16 protein-coding genes and 1 riboswitch are annotated in these 17,314 nt (G+C 70.1%); of the genes, 3 read left to right on the top strand and 13 right to left on the bottom strand.

Going from position 1 to position 17,314, the window contains the following annotated elements:
* Positions 1-156 precede the first annotated feature (156 nt).
* Complete coding sequence (locus tag G401_RS0110185) at positions 157-804, bottom strand: copper homeostasis protein CutC (protein ID WP_027342432.1); 648 nt, start codon at positions 802-804, stop codon at positions 157-159.
* A gap of 33 nt (positions 805-837) precedes the next feature.
* Here G401_RS0110185 and G401_RS44705 point away from each other — a divergent pair, with 33 nt between their 5' ends.
* On the top strand, positions 838-1,455 hold the full coding sequence (locus G401_RS44705) for an HD domain-containing protein (protein ID WP_051366543.1): 618 nt from the start codon (positions 838-840) through the stop codon (positions 1,453-1,455).
* On the opposite strand, the gene G401_RS0110175 is transcribed toward G401_RS44705, so the two are convergent.
* The 4 genes from G401_RS0110175 to G401_RS0110160 all read right to left on the bottom strand — a co-directional run bounded on the left by G401_RS0110175 (position 1,445) and on the right by G401_RS0110160 (position 5,258).
* The gene (locus G401_RS0110175; RefSeq protein ID WP_027342431.1) at positions 1,445-1,708 is read right to left on the bottom strand and encodes a DUF4031 domain-containing protein; all 264 of its coding nucleotides are present in this window, start codon (positions 1,706-1,708) and stop codon (positions 1,445-1,447) included. The two genes, G401_RS44705 and G401_RS0110175, sit on opposite strands and share 11 nt — an antisense overlap.
* An 88-nt stretch (positions 1,709-1,796) precedes the next feature.
* Positions 1,797-3,416, bottom strand: a complete 1,620-nt coding sequence (groL, locus tag G401_RS0110170; RefSeq protein WP_027342430.1) for a chaperonin GroEL — start codon at positions 3,414-3,416, stop codon at positions 1,797-1,799.
* A gap of 295 nt (positions 3,417-3,711) precedes the next feature.
* Positions 3,712-4,827, bottom strand: a complete 1,116-nt coding sequence (locus tag G401_RS0110165; RefSeq protein WP_157545568.1) for a hypothetical protein — start codon at positions 4,825-4,827, stop codon at positions 3,712-3,714.
* Between the two features lie 227 nt (positions 4,828-5,054).
* Complete coding sequence (locus G401_RS0110160) at positions 5,055-5,258, bottom strand: cold-shock protein (protein ID WP_027342428.1); 204 nt, start codon at positions 5,256-5,258, stop codon at positions 5,055-5,057.
* A 291-nt stretch (positions 5,259-5,549) separates the two neighbouring features.
* Here G401_RS0110160 and G401_RS44700 point away from each other — a divergent pair, with 291 nt between their 5' ends.
* Positions 5,550-6,392, top strand: coding sequence for a serine hydrolase (locus tag G401_RS44700; RefSeq protein WP_157545566.1), 843 nt, complete (start codon positions 5,550-5,552; stop codon positions 6,390-6,392).
* 24 nt (positions 6,393-6,416) lie between these two features.
* On the opposite strand, the gene paaN is transcribed toward G401_RS44700, so the two are convergent.
* A complete protein-coding gene (paaN, locus tag G401_RS0110150) occupies positions 6,417-8,042 on the bottom strand; it encodes a phenylacetic acid degradation protein PaaN (protein WP_027342427.1) in 1,626 nt (541 codons plus the stop codon).
* A gap of 62 nt (positions 8,043-8,104) precedes the next feature.
* On the opposite strand from paaN, the gene G401_RS0110145 reads away from it, so the two are divergent.
* Complete coding sequence (locus G401_RS0110145; protein WP_034591220.1) at positions 8,105-8,764, top strand: TetR/AcrR family transcriptional regulator; 660 nt, start codon at positions 8,105-8,107, stop codon at positions 8,762-8,764.
* Positions 8,765-9,229: 465 nt separating this feature from the next.
* Here G401_RS0110145 and G401_RS44695 read toward each other — a convergent pair whose 3' ends face one another.
* The 7 genes from G401_RS44695 to G401_RS0110110 form a co-directional block, all read right to left on the bottom strand.
* A complete protein-coding gene (locus G401_RS44695) occupies positions 9,230-10,003 on the bottom strand; it encodes a hypothetical protein (RefSeq protein ID WP_157545564.1) in 774 nt (257 codons plus the stop codon).
* Between the two features lie 77 nt (positions 10,004-10,080).
* Positions 10,081-11,127, bottom strand: a complete 1,047-nt coding sequence (locus tag G401_RS0110135) for a GNAT family N-acetyltransferase (RefSeq protein ID WP_027342425.1) — start codon at positions 11,125-11,127, stop codon at positions 10,081-10,083.
* Positions 11,128-11,167: 40 nt separating this feature from the next.
* A complete protein-coding gene (gene thrC / locus G401_RS0110130) occupies positions 11,168-12,433 on the bottom strand; it encodes a threonine synthase (RefSeq protein ID WP_027342424.1) in 1,266 nt (421 codons plus the stop codon).
* 8 nt (positions 12,434-12,441) lie between these two features.
* Positions 12,442-12,560, bottom strand: a riboswitch (SAM riboswitch).
* A gap of 80 nt (positions 12,561-12,640) precedes the next feature.
* A complete protein-coding gene (locus tag G401_RS0110125) occupies positions 12,641-13,327 on the bottom strand; it encodes a hypothetical protein (RefSeq protein WP_027342423.1) in 687 nt (228 codons plus the stop codon).
* Positions 13,328-13,329: 2 nt separating this feature from the next.
* Positions 13,330-13,596: a hypothetical protein gene (locus G401_RS0110120; protein ID WP_157545562.1), complete on the bottom strand. Its 267-nt coding sequence runs from the start codon at positions 13,594-13,596 to the stop codon at positions 13,330-13,332.
* 58 nt (positions 13,597-13,654) lie between these two features.
* The gene (locus tag G401_RS0110115) at positions 13,655-14,536 is read right to left on the bottom strand and encodes an ABC transporter permease (protein ID WP_027342421.1); all 882 of its coding nucleotides are present in this window, start codon (positions 14,534-14,536) and stop codon (positions 13,655-13,657) included.
* A complete protein-coding gene (locus G401_RS0110110) occupies positions 14,533-17,229 on the bottom strand; it encodes an alpha/beta fold hydrolase (protein ID WP_027342420.1) in 2,697 nt (898 codons plus the stop codon). The genes G401_RS0110115 and G401_RS0110110 overlap by 4 nt, the downstream gene beginning before the upstream one ends.
* Positions 17,230-17,314: the final 85 nt, after the last annotated feature.

The following is a 17,314-nucleotide window of genomic DNA, read 5'->3' as shown; positions in this document are numbered from 1 at the left end:
AATCCAGCCATCACCCAAGATCCAAAGCGCTCCAGATGTAGAAAATCGGCCCCTTCCTACATCCCAGCCGCAAATGATCGAGGGAACAGGCCCGAAACTACTCCCACCCGCCGGCGATCACCGACCCGGCCGGCCCCCATATCGGGCGATCATTGATCAGTACGCAGTGGTGATGAGGGATTTCCAGTGGGCGACGAGGGTCGGCGAGACCGGCTCGGTCCACGATCCACCCAGTCGCGCGGAGCGTCCGATGTGGACCGATGTCACGCCCGCCGCCCGCAGGACCGGGAGGTGCGACGGCTGGAGGCCCCCTCCGACCAGCATGCGGTCCGGCGACGGCCGGTTGACCAGGGCGGACAGCCCAGTGGACACCCCTGCCGGCGATCCGGCGGTGAGGATCGCGTCGACGCCGGGCAGGCGCGTCGCGATCGACCACGCCGCTTCCGGATCGGCCGCGTGATCCACCGCTCGGTGAAAGGTCCACCGGACTCCCGCCAGCCGTTCGGCCGCAACGAGATCCACTTCTCCCGCGTCGTCGAGGAACCCCGCCACCAGGCCGTCGACCCCGGTGGCCAGCAGATCGTCGGCCAGACCTGGCAGGTCGGGAGTCCACCGGAAGCTGGGTTCGGAGCGGAGCATGACGCGTACGGGCAGGTCGGTGGCGACGACGACGGCAGCCGCGACAGCGGCCGAGGGACTCAGCCCGTCCGCGGACATCCCGGCGCACAGCTCCACCCGGTCCGCGCCGCCCGCCTGCGCGGCTTCCGCATCCGCCGGGCTGAGCGCGATGACCTCGAGCAACACACCATGATCATCGCATGGGCCTACGCTGGGCCCGTGACCAGCTTCGCCGACGCCGTCGCGCGTACCGGGGGCAGGGCACCCGCCTGGGTCGAGGCCGAACTGCTCGCCCGCTGGTCGGAGCCCCAGCGCCACTATCACACCGTCGCCCACCTGCGCGCCGTTCTGGAGATCACCGATCACTTCTCCGCGTACGTGCAGAGCCCCGATCTCGTCCGCCTCGCCCTCTGGTTCCACGACGCGATCTACGACCCGACGGCGTACGCGGACGCGAACGAGCAGGCCAGCGCGATCCTGGCGGCCCGGCATCTGAGCCGATGCGGCGTACCGGTCGCGGGGATCGCCGAAGTCGCCCGGCTGGTACGCCTGACCGCCGGCCACGCGGTCGACCCCGACGACCGCAACGGCAGCCTGCTCGCCGACGCCGACCTGGCGGTGCTGGCCCGCCCCTGGCCGTCCTATGTGGAATACACAACCCAGATCCGCGCCGAGTACGCCCACGTGCCCGACGAGCTCTTCCGGGCCGGCCGGGCCCGGGTACTGCGGGGGCTGCTCGGCTTACCGTCGCTCTACCGCATCCCGGAGCTGCGCGAACGCTGGGAGGAGCCGGCGCGTACCAACCTCCACCGGGAACTCGAACAGCTCACCGAGTGAGGTGCTTGGGGCGCCGAAGTCCGGCCGCGCGCAGCCTTGCCGCGATCTCCCGCGAGCTGACCGGTCGCGCCCCCAACCAGATCGCCCACGGTACGCGTACCGAAGGAATGTCGTAGTGGTCGCGGTCGAAGCCGCGGCGGGGAGCGCCGATCAGCTCGGCGAAGGCGTGGAGTTCGGCGAAGGAGACGTCGCTGACCAGGTGTGCCCAGACGCGGCCGTGCGCGGGCCAACGGGGCTGGTCGACGTAGATCACGCCTTTCACCGTAGCGGGCGGGCGCACGAAGAAGCGGCCGGAGCCCGAAGGCTCCGGCCGCTCGTGAAGCGAACCCTAAGCGCGAGGCTTAGAAGTCCATGTCACCGCCGCCCGGAGCGGCCGGCGCGGCCGACTTCTCCGGCTTGTCGGCCACGACGGCCTCGGTGGTGAGGAACAGGGCCGCGATCGACGACGCGTTCTGCAGCGCCGAACGGGTCACCTTGGCCGGGTCGATGATGCCGGCCTTGAGCATGTCCACGTACTCGCCGGTCGCGGCGTTGAGGCCGTGGCCGATCTCGAGGTTGCGGACCTTCTCCGACACGACGCCGCCTTCGAGGCCGGCGTTCACGGCGATCTGACGCAGCGGGGCGTCCAGCGCGACCTTGACGATGTTCGCGCCGGTGGCCTCGTCGCCGACCAGGTCGAGCTTCTCGAACGCGGTCTTGCCGGCCTGCACGAGCGCGACGCCACCACCGGGGACGATGCCCTCCTCGACGGCCGCCTTCGCGTTGCGAACGGCGTCCTCGATGCGGTGCTTGCGCTCCTTGAGCTCGACCTCGGTGGCCGCGCCGACCTTGATCACCGCGACACCGCCGGCGAGCTTCGCCAGGCGCTCCTGCAGCTTCTCACGGTCGTAGTCGGAGTCCGACTTCTCGATCTCGGCACGGATCTGGTTCACCCGGCCGTTGATCTGGTCGACGTCGCCGGCGCCCTCGACGATCGTGGTCTCGTCCTTCGTCACCACGATCTTGCGAGCGCGGCCGAGCATGTCGAGCGCCACGGCGTCGAGCTTGAGGCCGACCTCTTCGGAGATGACCTGGCCGCCGGTCAGGATCGCGATGTCCTGCAGCATGGCCTTGCGGCGGTCACCGAAGCCCGGGGCCTTGACGGCGACGGACTTGAAGGTGCCACGGATCTTGTTCACGATGAGCGTGGCCAGGGCCTCGCCCTCGACGTCCTCAGCGATGATCGCCAGCGGCTTGCCCGACTGCATGACCTTCTCGAGGATCGGCAGCAGGTCCTTGACGTTGGAGATCTTGCTGTTCGCGATGAGGAGGTAGGCGTCCTCCAGGACGGCCTCCATGCGCTCCGCGTCGGTCGCGAAGTACGCCGAGTTGAAGCCCTTGTCGAAGCGCATACCCTCGGTGAGCTCGAGCTCCAGCCCGAAGGTGTTGCTCTCCTCGACGGTGATGACGCCTTCCTTGCCGACCTTGTCCATCGCCTCGGCGATGATCTCGCCCACGGTGGCGTCGCCGGCGGAGATGGACGCGGTGGAGGCGATCTGCTCCTTGGTCTCGACGTCCTTGGCGATCTTGGCCAGCTCGTCGGCCACGGACGCGACGGCCGCCTCGATGCCCCGCTTCAGGGCCATCGGGTTGGCGCCGGCCGCGACGTTGCGCAGGCCCTCGCGGACCAGTGCCTGGGCCAGGACGGTCGCCGTCGTCGTGCCGTCGCCGGCAACGTCGTCGGTCTTCTTCGCGACCTCCTTGACCAGCTCAGCGCCGATCTTCTCGTACGGGTCTTCGAGCTCGATCTCCTTGGCGATGCTCACACCATCGTTGGTGATGGTGGGAGCGCCCCACTTCTTCTCGAGCACGACGTTGCGGCCCTTCGGCCCCAGCGTCACCTTCACGGCGTCGGCGAGGGTGTTCATGCCCCGCTCAAGGCCGCGGCGCGCCTCTTCGTCGAACGCGATCATCTTGGCCATAACGGCGATGTCCTCCTGGACAATCCCGGCAATCCGCGCCTTTATGGGCGCGATGTACCGCCTGTCTGACACACCTTCGCCGGGCGGATAAGCCCGCGACGACTGGTCCTCCGACGGCCCGGTCGGGCCGGCGGTGGACCACACCGCTCCGACTGTCGGTCTCTTTCGTTGGCACTCAGCGACGCCGAGTGCCAACTCCTGTTTAGCACTCAGGGCAGTCGAGTGCAAGCGACAGTGGCCCTTTCCGGCTCGTTCGCCACGCCGAAGGTGATCCGGACCGCCTTCCGCCGGCTGGTCAGGCGTCCAGTTCGGCGGCCAGCTGGCCGACCCGGACCGGTGCCTCGTAGCCGCGCTGCTCGGCGTACGTGCTGAGGATGGCGGCGAACTGGAAGATCGTCGCCGGCAGCGTCAGCACCGCCCCGGCCCCGGCCACGATCAGCTGCGGGACGAGGATCGCCGGGTTGTCCGCGTTCAGGGTGTCCGCGGAGCCGAGCGCCGCGTTGGCGATGTTCTCCAGGATGTTCACGACGAACGAGAAGCCGATGCCGACCAGGGCGGTCATCGCCAGGCGGCCGAGGATGCGGCCGAGGAACGTGTTGAAGATCGAGAACGAGCGGCCGATCGGGCGCCGGCGCTCGAACAGGTAGATCGGGCCGACCAGGGCCGTGGCCGCGTACACGTAGATGCTGGGCAGGATGCAGGCGGCGAAGCCGAGCAGGATGAGCAGCGCGCTGACGAAGTTCCAGCCGAACAGGCCGAGCCCGTGCCGGAACCCGTAGCCGAGGGCGGTGCCGAGCGGGACCGGAGTGCCCGCCGCCGCCTTGGTCGCCGAGTAGGTGGCGGCCGCGTAACCGACCGACTGCAGGAACAACAGCACCAGGACGACCACGAGCGCTATGAGGATGAAGCCGAGGGCGAAGGCCGGCAGGGTGAAGTCGCCGGACTGCGCGTCGGTCTGCCCGGAGGAGGACGCGAGCGCGTCCCGCTCCATCGGAGCGACGATCAGGGCGGCCAGCAGGACTCCGCCGACCGCGAGAGCGGCGGTCGGCAGCAGGTTGGTGATGGCGAAGATCGCGGCCAGCGACTTCCAGCTGCGCCCGATGGTTCCCCATACCCGCGCGAACCACGCGCCGATGCCGGCGTTGGGCGGCGCGATCAGCGGATCGTTCGGGTCCGGGTAGCCGGCCGGCACGAGCGGCTGGTACGCCGACGCCGGCACCTCGTACCCCGTCGGTACGCCGTACCCGGCAGCCGGATACCCCGGCACTGGATACCCCGGCGCCGCATATCCCGGCGCTGGATGAGCGGGCGGCGACGGGTACGCGGGCAGCGGCGGCGGGGACCCCGGCACGGGGGCCGGTGTGGACGATCCGGATTCGGGCGCGGGTTCGGCCCCGGGCTGCTCGGTCACTGTGTACTCCCCGTGTTCTCCGTCGGCGACGGCCGCTCCGCGTACCGGGCGGCGCGCTCATTGTGCGGAGGGTCCGCAACCGCGGCAACGCCCGAAAGGAGGACCCGCTCTGGCCGGAACCGGTGCGACCCGGCCCGGCCGGACGGCCGAAAACCTATGGGAGACAACGGAAAGGCGCCGGCTTCCCTGGGTGACAGGGGCCGGCGCCGCGCATGGTGATGCCTCGCTCAGGCGATGATGCGAACCTTCTCCGCCTGAGGGCCCTTCTGGCCCTGCGCGATTTCGAACTCGACGCGCTGACCGTCATCGAGCGCCTTGTAGCCGTCCATCTCGATCGCCGAGAAGTGGACGAAGACGTCCTGTCCCCCGTCGACGGCGATGAAGCCGTAGCCCTTCTCGCTGTTGAACCACTTGACCGTGCCCTGTGCCACTGTGACACTTCCTCACTTCGATGGTGCTGGGCCGTTCAGGCCCCCGGCTGGCACTCGCCCGCCGGAGCAGTGACATCGACGATCCGGCGGGGGTCAAGCGATGTCATCAGCCAGATCCGCACGCTACACGAGGGTCGCCGCTCACGCACTACCCGAATTCGGACAGGTGACGGGCGTGAACGGACCACTAAAGTCGGGTTGCCGACCGCCGGGCGTCACCCCTCGCTCCCGGCGCAGGTTGTGCGGTGCGTGACCATCAGATGGCGCCGCGTCGAAGCGCAGGTCTCAGTTTTGTTATGCACTCTCGGTCTGCTGGGCGGGGCGGCGCTGCTCGCTCTGCACGACTCGGTGCGGCCCGCCGATCCTCCGTCGGCCGCGGCGATGGACTCCACCTCGCCGTCGCCGGCCGCCTCGTTCGCGCCGCTCGCGGATCCTTCCCGCGTACGCGTCTCCGTGCCGGGCTTCTTCTCGTGGGCGATGCTGGACCGGCGTACCGGCGCGATCGTCGGCTCGAGGAACCTGACCGCGACCAGCGACACGATGTCGATGGTGAAGGTGTGGCTGGCCTCGGACTACCTGACGCACACGAATCCGCGGCCGGACCAGGCGATGCTGGCCGACCTGCGCCGCATGATCGTCGACAGTGACAACGACGTGGCGACGCGGGTCTTCGGGCTCAACGGCGGGATCTCGACGATCGAGCGGATGGTCTCGGTCTGCCACCTCACCGAGAGCGCTCCCAACTACAAGGAGAACCGCTGGAGCCCGACGATCGTCTCCGCCCGCGACGTCGTGCGCCTCGGCCAGTGCATCGCGACGGGCGTCGCCGCCGGGCCGCAGTGGACGCCGTGGCTGCTGACCCAGATGCGCCAGGTACGCGGTGAGGGCGACTTCGGCCCCCGGCTGGCGTTCCCGGCCGCACAGCGTACGCAGATCGCGATCAAGAACGGCTGGTTCCTGCGGCCCGAGGATCGGCAGTGGCACATGGCCTGCCTGGCGGTCGCGCCGCGCTGGGTGATGAGCGTGCTGCTGCGCTACCCGCAGAACCTGGGCGTCGGCTATGGCGAGAAGGCGTGCCGCCAGGTGGCGACCCAGCTCTTCGGCACGACGGCGTCGGCGTCGCCGGCTCCGTAGAACCGGCGGCGCCGACGGTGACGATCAGGCCGGGCGGCGGGACTGGACGATCCGGAACCGCCCCGCCACGTACGCGCCGTCGGTGAGCGACGCGTTCGCGGCCGGGTTCGCGCCGCTGGCGTGGAAGTCGGAGAAGGCCGCCGACTGGTTCACGAAGACGTTGCCGAACAGGTTCTCCGACAGATGTACGCCGACCTCCAGCGCCGCTTCCTCGACGGCCGCCAGCACGTCCTCGGAGGTGGAGTAGACGGCCGCCGTGATGGCGCCGTGCTCGCCGACAACCTTCCGGAAGATCGCGATGGAGTCGTCCGTGGACTCGGTGGCGATGGCGAACGCCACCGGCCCGAAGCATTCTTGCTGGTACCCGTGCTTCGCTTCCACGATCATCGGCGTACGCACGACGGCACCGGGGTAGGTCGGGTGGGCCAGGGTGTTGCTGTCGAGGACGACCTCGCCGAGCGACCGCGCGCCGTCGATCCGGTCCAGCACGCCGGGGTTCACGATGGCGCCGGTCAGCTCGACCGCCTTGGCGGGGTCGGCCGTCAGCGCGGCGACCGCGCCCGCGATCCCGCCGACGACCTCCTCGAACGGCTTGTGCCCGGTGTCGGTCTCGATGCCGCCGGCCGGGATGAGCAGGTTCTGCGGAGTCGTGCACATCTGTCCGCTGTAGAGGGTCAGCGAGAAGCCCAGGTTCCGGCACATCCCGGCGAAGTCGGCCACCGAGTCGATGATGACCGTGTTCACGCCGGCCTTCTCCGTGTACACCTGCGCCTGTCGGGCGTTGTCCTCCAGCCACCGCCCGTACGCCGTCGAGCCGGTGAAGTCGATGATCTTCACCTCGGGGCGTACCGCGAGGTCGGAGGCGATCGGCGCGTCGGCGGTGTCGACCGCGAGCTGCACCACGTCCGGGTTCAGGCCGGCGTCGGCCAGCACCTCGCGGGCCACCTGCACGGTGATGGCCAGCGGCAGCACGGCGCGCGGGTGCGGCTTGACGATCACCGGGTTGCCGGTGACCAGCGACGCGAACAGGCCCGGCCACGAGTTCCAGGTCGGGAACGTGTTGCAGCCGATCACCAGGGCCACGCCGCGCGGCACGACCGTGAACTTCTTGCTGAAGACCTCGCCCTTCTTGTCCCACGTCGCCGCGGGCACCTGGCGGGTCATCTCGGCGTACGCGTACGCGATGGCCTCCAGAGCGCGGTCGAGCGCGTGCGGGCCGCCGGCCTGGAACGCCATGACGAAGGGCTGGCCGGTGGTCGCGTGCACGGCGTTGGCCAGCTCGAAGACGCGGGCCTTGAGCCGGTCGAGGATCTCCAGGCCCACCCCCGTACGCGTGTCGACCCCGGCGTCGCGCCAGCCGGGCAGGGCGGCGGCAGCGGTGGCGACCAGGGTGTCCGGGTCGGCCCGGGGGTAGCGGACGTTCAGCTCGATGCCGAACGGCGACTGCTCGGGCGCCACGGTCGCACCCGTTGCCGGAAGGGGGAAATCGTTCCCGAGGAGAGCCTCGAAGGCCGCCTTGCCGGCGGGCGCGGCTGCCTCACCCCAGACCTTGGGGCTGGGCGACTCCGGGTACGCCGACCAGTACGTCCGCTCGGCGATCGCCTTCAGCGCCTGGTGCAGCAGCTCTTCATGGGTCGTGAAGAAAGACATGCCCTCATCATGCCGCACCCTGCCCCCACGGACTCCGAGCAAGGACTACTAACGTTGTGCGAATGACCGAGCAGGGGCGCGGCGAGCAGACCCGCCGCCAGATCGTGGAGACCGCGATCCGCCTGTTCGGCGAACTCGGCTACGAGAAGACGACCATGCGCGCGATCGCCTCGGCGGCCGGCGTCTCGGTCGGCAACACGTACTACCACTTCGCGAGCAAGGAAGCCCTGCTCCGAGAGTTCTACCTCCAACTGGTACGCGAGCACGCCGCCGCGGCCGAAGCGGTCCTCGACGCCGGGGGCGGCTTCGCCGAGCAGCTGATCGGCGTACTGGACGCGGGGCTGACGGTGTGGGGGCCGTACCACGAGTTCGCCGGACGGTTCATCGGCCTCGCGGCGGTGCCCCGGTCGCCGGTGAGCCCGTTCGGCGAGGAGTCGGCGGAGTCCCGGGAGATCTCGCTCGACCTGTTCACCCGCCTGGTCGCGAACACGCCGACGAAAATGGACGACGGCCTGCGCTCCGAGCTGCCCGAACTGCTCTGGCTGCTGCAGCTGGGCGTCGTCGTCTACTGGGTGCACGACGAGACCCCCGGCCAGACGCGTACCCGGAAGATCATCGCGAAGGGCGCACCCTACCTGGAGAACATCGTCGGGCTGTCGCGGCTCAAGCTCTTCCGCCCGGTCATCACGCAGGGGTTGGGGATTCTCAAGCTCATCCGCTGACCAAGATCAAAATAAAGGTCTATGTCCCGGGTCCGTCGATCTCACCTCCGCTCCTCGCGCGGGAGACCGCTCCGGCCCCGCCAAACCCGGGCGGGTCCTCCACTGCCAGCACAGTGGGGCGAAGCATCCTTCACCGCGGCCCGGTCACGGTTTCACTCCAACCCTTTCCAGCCGCTCGCCGGCCCGGGTCTTTGTCGCGACTGTTCGATATGGCCGCCGCCGGACTGCCGAGGGAATGATCATTTACGGCTCACGTGTAAAAACGGGCGCCAACCGCATGATCATTTACGGTTTTTGAGCGCGAATCAGTGCCCTCTGCGCACAAGAGGCGTAAACGATCATGCGGGCGAGCGGTAAACCACACGTAAGCCGTAAACGATCAAGCGATCCGCGCCCGCGTCCGCGTCCGCGTCCGGAAGTGAGGTCGACGAACCCGGGACACAATGCGCATAAGGATCTTAAGGATCAAAGGCACTGGGGTGCCGAGAAGCTTGACGCGGTGGCGACGAAGGCATGCGAGACGTACATGCCTGGCGCAACGCGGCTCCAGAGGTTCGTCGATCGCGCGTTGCCGCTGACTTGTTCACCGGTCACCTGGCAGGAGATCGGGAGCTGGGCGGAGGCGGCGGCGAGGCCGACGATGCGGCCCCTGGTCGTGGGGGCGTCGCGGACGAGTAGCGGGCTGCCGTCGGTGGCGACCGTGCCGCGCGGTCCGGCGCCCGTCCACAGGAAGGTCACCGTGACCCAGCTGTTGGTGGTCAGTCCCAGCCCGTCCCAGAACGCGCGGTCGGCGAGGTCGATCCCGGCCGGGTTGGCCACCGTACGCCCGAACTCGTCCCTGCCCCGGTTGTACCCGTCGATGTACGCGGCTTCGGCGGCCGGCCGTCCGCGGGGCAGGTCGGCGAACATCTGCCGGGCGGCATTCCAGTAATCATCGTGAATGTTCCACGGCCCGACGTCCCAGACCGGCACGAAGACGCAGCGGGCCGCCGTGCACACCTGGACGGTGTGGCCGCCCTGGCTCGCCGCGGCCAGCCCGAGCCGCGAGGGCAGGGCGGCGAACAGGTCCTGGCCGTCGATGACGTGCCCGTTGGCGGTGGTCTCGCCGGTGAGCCCCTCCCGGGTGGCGAAGACGCGCGTGGAGAAGGGGCCCGGCGGGGGTGGCGCCGCCCTCGCCCCGTCCGGGGCGAGGGCGAAGCCGAGCAGGGCCGCGAGGGTCACCAGGCAACGAGTGATCATTCAGTTACTAATAGTCACTTTTGCCCGCTATGCCGCGTTTCGCGCTGATCATGGCGTGTCGGGCGAACCCGACGGGATCACTCCGCCGGATTCCCGAGCAGGTCCCGCCGCCAGTTCTGGAAGGAGTACTGCGGGCGGAAGCCCATCTGCTCGTTGATGCTGATCATGTAGCCGTTCTCGTGCGCGTTGAACGTGTCCACGGTCGTCACCTGGGGCTCGTGCTGACGCAGGTAGCGCAGGTTCTCGACCTTCACGAGCGCGCCGAGGCGGTGCCCGCGGTGGTCGGGGTCGACGATCGTGATCTGCTGCCACGAGTGCCACTGGTGGTCGGCTTCGAGGCTCAGCGTCGTCCACGCGACGACGCGGTCCGACTTCTCGTGCACCATGACGCTGTTGTAGAGCTGCCGGCCCCGCGCGGCCATGACAGCCTCGGTACGCCGGATCCGGTCGGCGTCCACCTCGAACGGCTCCCAGGCGGTGTCACCCATGGGGGCGTCCTGCAAGAGCCGGCCGTCCAGGTACGCGATGTCGTCGATCAGCTCTTCCGGGGTCTGCCCGATCCACTGCACGAGCTGGTAGCCGTCGGCCTTGGCCCGGGCGTGGTCGAGGATCTCCTGCAGCACGTCCTCGTCGACCTTGGCGAGGTCGAGGACCCGGTTGACCTCGGGCAGCGTGTCCCGGTAGCCCATCGCCCGGGCGAAGGCGGGCGCGGCCTCGTCCGGCGCGGTCAGCCCGAGTTCGGGCAGCGTCCACATGGAGCTGGCCATGACGGTCTCGCGGCCGTTGGCCCGGGCCTGTTCCTCGGCGAACGCGAGCAGTTCACGGCCGAAGCCCCGGCGCCGGTACGCCGGCAGCACGGCCAGGTCGACCGACATGTTCTTCAGGTTGTCCCTGGTCGGGAACTGCAGCACGAGCCGCCCCACGGGTACGCCGTCGGCGGTCGCGAGGTACGGCTGGGAGCGCTGCCACGGCCAGGGATGGGCACGGTAGCTGTCGAACTCGCGGCGGGTTGTCGGTGGAAACGCGGGCATCTCGTAGACGCGTAACGCTTCCATGACCTCGACGTACGCCTCGACGGTGGCGTTGTCGGAGTCGGGCAGGACGGGGGTGATCTGCAAACTCATGCCCACAGGGTGACCCACGCCCGGCCGCGGCGCACTCCGATTACGACAGCAGCCCCGCCTCGCGGGCCGACTTCAGCGACGGCTTGACCCGGTGGGTCGGCCCGACCAGGTCGGCCACGGCGTCCAGCGTCTTCAGGCCCTCGCCGGTGTTGTAGACGACCGTCTCCTTGGCCGGGTCGAGCTTGCCGCTCTTGACCAGCTTCACCAGGCAGGCCGTGGTCACGCCGCCGGCGGTCTCGGCGAAGACGCCGGTCGTGCGGGCCAGCAGCCGGATACCGTCGCGGATCTCGTCGTCGTCGGCGTACTCCATCCAGCCGCCCGTACGCTTCACGGACTCGATCGCGTACAGGCCGGCGGCGGGGTCGCCGATGTTCAGGGACTTGGCGATGCCGGTCGGCTTCTGCGGGGTGATCTCGTCGGCGTCGCCGTGCAGGGCCAGCGCGATCGGGTTGCACCCGGCCGACTGCGCGCCGAAGACCGTCCAGCCGCCCTCGGGCGCCTCGCACAGGCCGATCTCGACGAGCTCCTCGAACGCCTTGTCGATCTTCGTCAGCAGCTCGCCCGAGGCCATCGGGATCACGACCTGCGCCGGGATACGCCAGCCGAGCTGCTCGGCCACCTCGTACCCGAGGGTCTTCGAGCCCTCGGCGTAGAAGGGGCGGACGTTGACGTTGACGAACGCGGTGTCCTCGAACTCCTCCGTCTCGACCAGTTCGGAGCAGAGCCGGTTCACGTCGTCGTAGGAGCCGTCGATCGCGACCAGGTCGCCGTCGTACACGGCGGTCGTAATGATCTTGCCGGGCTCCAGGTCGCTCGGGACGAACACGACCGACCGCACGCCCGCCCGCGCCGCGTGCGCCGCGACCGAGTTGGCCAGGTTGCCGGTCGAGGCGCAGGCGTACCGGGTGAAACCGAGGGCCTTCGCGGCCGTCAGGGCCACCGACACGACCCGGTCCTTGAACGAGTGCGTCGGGTTGCCGGAGTCGTCCTTCACCCACAGGCCGCCGGTCAGGCCCAGCTCCGCGGCCAGGGCGTCCGCGCGTACCAGCGGGGTGAGACCGGGGTTCAGCGTCACCCGGTCGGCCTCCTGCTGGCCGGCGGGCAGCAGGCCCGCGTACCGCCAGATGTTCTGCGGGCCGGCCTCGATCTGCTCGCGGGTCACGGTCTTCAAAGCTTCGATGTCGTACGCGACTTCCAGCGGGCCGAAGCACTCGAAGCAGGCATGCTGGGCGGCGAGGGGGAAGGTGGCACCGCAGGCGCGACAGGCGAGGTTGCGGGCGGGCGACGACGAACCGAGCACGGTCATGAGGTTTCCTCTCATCTTTCCGGCGTGAAATCCGGACGGAGTTGGCACCTACCGCTCAGCGGCGACGCTGACGCAGGGGTTGCCGGAGCTTCATCGGGCCGTATCCCTCAGCTCCTCTGGATGAGGTATTCAGTTGTGCTCTCAGTAAAACAGAATCCGCACCGCCTCGGCGATACGGATTCTGAGGGGTGAGACGGGAGTCACTCCTTACTTCTTCAGCAGGTCCCTGATCGCCTTGGCGTCGGCCACTCCCGCCTTGAGATGCGTACGCGCGTCGCGCAGCTTCCCGCGGGCGGTGTCCTTGGCGCTCTTGATGGCCGCCGCGTCCGGTCCGGGCTGCACGGCCAGGAAGGCGTCGGCGGCTCCGGCATAGGAGGCGGCCGCCGCGTCGATCTGCGTACGCAGGTCGGCCAGCTTCGCCTCGGCCGCCGAGGTGTCGGTGCCCTTGGCCTTCGCCGCGTCGATCGCCTGCTGGAGCTTGTCCGCCACGGTCTTCAGGCGCGCGTCGGTGGCGGCCTCGACATCGGCGGCGGCGGTCAGGCGTACCTGGGGGCCGAACAGGATGTAGACGCGGTAGTCGTTCACCATGCTCTGGGCGTCGGCCTTGAGCGCGTCGGCGGCCGTCTCCCCGGCGACCTTCGCCTTCAGCGCGGTCAGCCCGGCGGTGTCCTTGTCGAGCTGCGCCTGCAACGTCGACTTGTGCGCGGCGGTGAGGTGCGCGGCGTCCCGGATGAGGGCACCGTCCGCCCTGAGTGTGGCGAGCCGGCCGTCGATCCGGGCCGTCACCAGCTTCTTCGCGGCGTCCAGCCCGGCCGGGGCGTCGGCGTACGCGGGTGCGGCGGCCGAACCGACGAGCGCGACGGCGGCGACGACGAGGGCAAGTTTCTTGATCATTGTCAGTCTCCGTCGGCCGGGGCCTGGTCGGCCTTGTTCAGCTGGTTGTCGAGGTCCTTGAGCAGCGCGTCGACGTCGGACACGTCGACGTCCGCGGTGGAGCCGCCCGGATTCGCGGCGGTGGATGCGGCGGGGGCGGCGGACTGGACTGCCGCGGGCGGCTGAGCGGGGGCCTGGCGGCCGGCGGCACCGCGGTCGGCCGCCCGGCAGCCCGCCAGGGCCAGCCCGGCCGCCAGCACGGCGGTGGCCACGAGAAGGGCTCTCTTCATACGGAGAAGGGTCCGGTACGCGCGTAAGGCGTACCGGACCCGGAATGTAAGCGGACCGTCAGGACGTGACGTCCTTGCGGAGGAATCGGAACCAGGCCAGCGACCAGAAGACGGCCGCGTACGCGAGCGCCGCGATCGCCCCCTTGACGACCCCGTCCCATTGGATCGGCGTGGTCAGCAGACCCAGGTACGCCTGCCCGTAGTGGGTCGGCAGGAAGTTGCGGATGTTGCCGAGAGCGGTGATCTGGTCGAGGATGCTGGACACGATGTACAGCAGGACGGCCCCGCCGACCGCGCCGAGCGGGGCGTCGGTCAGCGTCGACAGCAGGAACGCCAGGCCGGCCACCACCAGCAGGTTCATCGCCAGGTAGCCGGTGACGGCGAGCAGGCGTACCACGCCGGGGCCGGGGGCCAGGTCGGCCGACAGCCCGGACTGCAGCGGATGCCACCCGTAGCGCAGCGTGCCGACGGCCAGCGCGGTCGCGACGAGCACCACCATCGCCAGCGCGCTGTACGCCAGCGCCACCACCAGCTTCACGCCGAGCAGCCGGGCGCGGGGCACCGGCACGGCCAGCAGGTATCGCAGGCTGCCCCAGCTGGCCTCGCTGGCGACGGTGTCCCCGTTGAACAAGGCGACCACGACGACCAGCAGGAAGCCGGCGCTGACGAACAGCGTGAACAGCGCGAAGTTCAGCCCGCCGGCCGTCGCCACGTCCACGAGCTGGGAGAACTGGCCGCGGCCGTTGCGCCCGCCGTCGCTGCTGTCGTCGCCGCCGAGCTGGAAGGCGACGAGGATGACCAGCGGCAGCAGCACCATGAACCCCAGTGCCAGCTGCGTACGCCGGCGGCGCCACTGACGCATCCACTCCGCCCGCAGGCCGAGCGTCCGGCCGGGCCGGTAGCCGGCGACGCCGGTTTCAGTCACGGCAACCTCGCTCATCGGTCCCCACTCCCTGCGGTCGACTCGCCGACCAGGGCGAGGAAGGCATCTTCGAGTCGTCGGCGCGGTGCCACCCGGTCCACGCCGACGCCGGCCCGCACGAGCGCGGCGACGACGGCCGACCGGGGTGCCTCGCCCAGTTCGACGATGAGCGTGCGGGTGCCGTCGACGGCGTACCCGGCGAGGCCCTCGGTCCGGTCCAGGGTCTTCTGGGCCAGGTCGATGTCGCTCACCTCGAAGATGGTCGTCGGCGTGTCCCCGACGATCTCCTCGACTCGGCCGGCGGCCACCACCCGGCCCTTGTTGACCACGACGGCGTGCGTACAGGTCTGCTCGACCTCGGCCAGCAGGTGGCTGGAGACCAGTACCGCCCGGCCGTCGACGGCGTACTTCTGCAGCACCCGGCGCATCTCGGCGATCTGGGGCGGGTCGAGCCCGTCCGTCGGCTCGTCGAGCACGAGCAGCTCCGGCAGGCCGAGCATGGCCTGGGCGACCGCGAGCCGCTGCTTCATGCCGTGCGAGTAGTTCTTCACCCGGCGCTTGACGGCGTCACCGAGACCGGCGATCTCCAGCGCCTCGGCGAACCTCGCGTCCGCCCACGGCCGGCCCGTCGCCCGCCAGTACGCGTACAGGTTCTGCTCGCCGGTCAGGTGCGGCAGGAAGCCGGGACCCTCGACAAGAGCACCGATCCGGGAGAGCACCGGCGCGCCCGGGGCCAGCCGGTGGCCGAAGATCAGCACCTCGCCCGCGGTCGCCTGGGTGAGTCCCATGAGGACGCGCAGGCTCGTCGTCTTGCCCGCCCCGTTGGGACCGAGCAGGCCGACGACCTGCCCCCGCTCGACCGTGAAGTCGACGTTCTCGACGGCCACGAACGACCCGTAGGTCTTGCGCAGTCCGCGGACGTGCAGGGGCGTGTCGGCGTACGCGGAGATGACGGTGCGGACCTTGCGCCGGCCGCGGAGGCGGGCGATGACGACGGCCGCGACCACACCGATGATCAGGAGGGCGACCAGCCCGACCAGGACCCAGATCCAGAGGGCGGCGGAGGTGACGATCGGCGTGCCGTTCACCGCGGGGAGCGTGAGGCTGCCGTCGGTGAGCGCGATGGTGTAGGTGGCCGGTGCGATCGGCCCCAGGTACGCCTGGTCCGCGCTCGCGACGACGACGCTGAGCCGGTGCCCCGACTCGACCTGCCGCACGATCGCGGGCAGCCTGACCTCGACCGGCGCGGCCTCGTCGATCGTCTTCGCCAGGCCGGTCAGGTGCAGCGGTGCGACCAGGCCGTTGGCGAGGGTGGCCCCGCCCTTCGGATCGACGTCGTAGAGCTTGACGAAGAGGGTCGCCTCGCCGGTGGCCGAGGCCGCCTTGATGCTGATCGTCGGCGCTCCGACGATCGAGACCCCGTCGGCGAGCGGCTGCGACAGGAACCGCGCGTACTGGCCGGGCACATCGGTCGAGGCCCCGCTGACCAGCGACGACGCCAGGCCCGCGCCGGGGATCGAGGAGAGGGCGGCCGGGGTGCCGTTCGGCGGGCTCGCGATCTGCTGGGCCGGCCCGGCGACGGTCTGCGTACCCGTCGAGTCCCCGCCCAGCCCCGGGTACGCGTCCACGGAGTACCCCGTCGCCAGGGTGCCCCGCTCGATCGCGTCCAGCCCGGTGATCCGCGAGTACGTGAAGCTGTTCGCCGGAACGTCGCCCTTGCCGCGTACGTAGTGGTCGAGCCATTGCAGCGTCAGGAACTTGTTGCGGTCCTGGTCCGACTGCGGCCCCGCGCCCCCGTCGTGGCCGCCGGTGAACCAGGCGACGCGTACCGGGGCGTTGGTGATCGCCTTCGCGTTGGCGTCGGCTTCGCTCAGCGGGAAGAGCGTGTCCGCCTCACCCTGGATGAGCAGGGTCGGCGCGGTGATCTGCGACGCGTACGTGGCGGGGCTGCGGTCGGCCAGCATCTTCGCCGTCTCGTCGTCGAGCTTGCCGGTCGTCGCGATCCGCAGGTAGGCCGCGCACATGTCGGCGGCCCAGCGGCCGCACTCGGGGCTCCCGCTCGTGCCCGCGCCGCCGCCGGCCCCGGACCGCGATCCGCCCGACAGGCCGCTGGAGAAGAAGACACCCGCCCACGCCTGCTTGAACACCCCGCCCGGGAACAGCGCCGTCGCCAGGTTGTTCCAGGTGATCATCGGGACGATCGCGTCGACCCGCTTGTCCTTGGCCGCGAGCAGCAGCGCCAGGCCGCCGCCGTACGAGCCGCCGGCGACGCCCACCTTCGGGTCGCCCGGCCCGTTCAACGCGATGTCCGGCCGCGCGGCGAGCCAGTCGAGCAGCTTGCTCGCGTCGGCCACCTCGTACTCCGGGGCGTTGAGGTGGATGTGTCCCGTACTGCGGCCGAAGCCGCGCGCGGTCCACGTCAGCACGGCGTACCCGTGCTCGGAGAGCTGCTTCGCGTCGTCCGCGACGGACTCCTTCGTACCCCCGAAACCGTGCGGCATCAGCACCGCGGGATGCTGCGCGGCACCGTCACGCGGCAGGTAGAGCGTCGCGTCCAGGGTCGCGGGATCGTCGCCCTGCGCGCCCGGGATCATGGCGTCCACCGACGAGAACGCCGCCCGCGCCGGCCAGGCCGCGAAGATCACCACCCCGAGGAGTACGCAGAGAGCGAGCGCCCCGCCGATAAGACGCGGCCTGGTAAGACTCGGCATGAGGCCACCGTAGGACGGGCATGTTTCGGCGGCATCGGGGGGATCCCCGATGCCGCCGTTTCCTCAGCACCCTCTCAGCAAATCC

The organism is Hamadaea tsunoensis DSM 44101 (assembly GCF_000428945.1).
GTDB classification, from domain to species: Bacteria; Actinomycetota; Actinomycetes; order Mycobacteriales; family Micromonosporaceae; genus Hamadaea; species Hamadaea tsunoensis.
The sequence above is the reverse complement of the archived record's forward strand: the minus strand, read 5'-3'. Positions and strand labels throughout refer to the sequence as shown.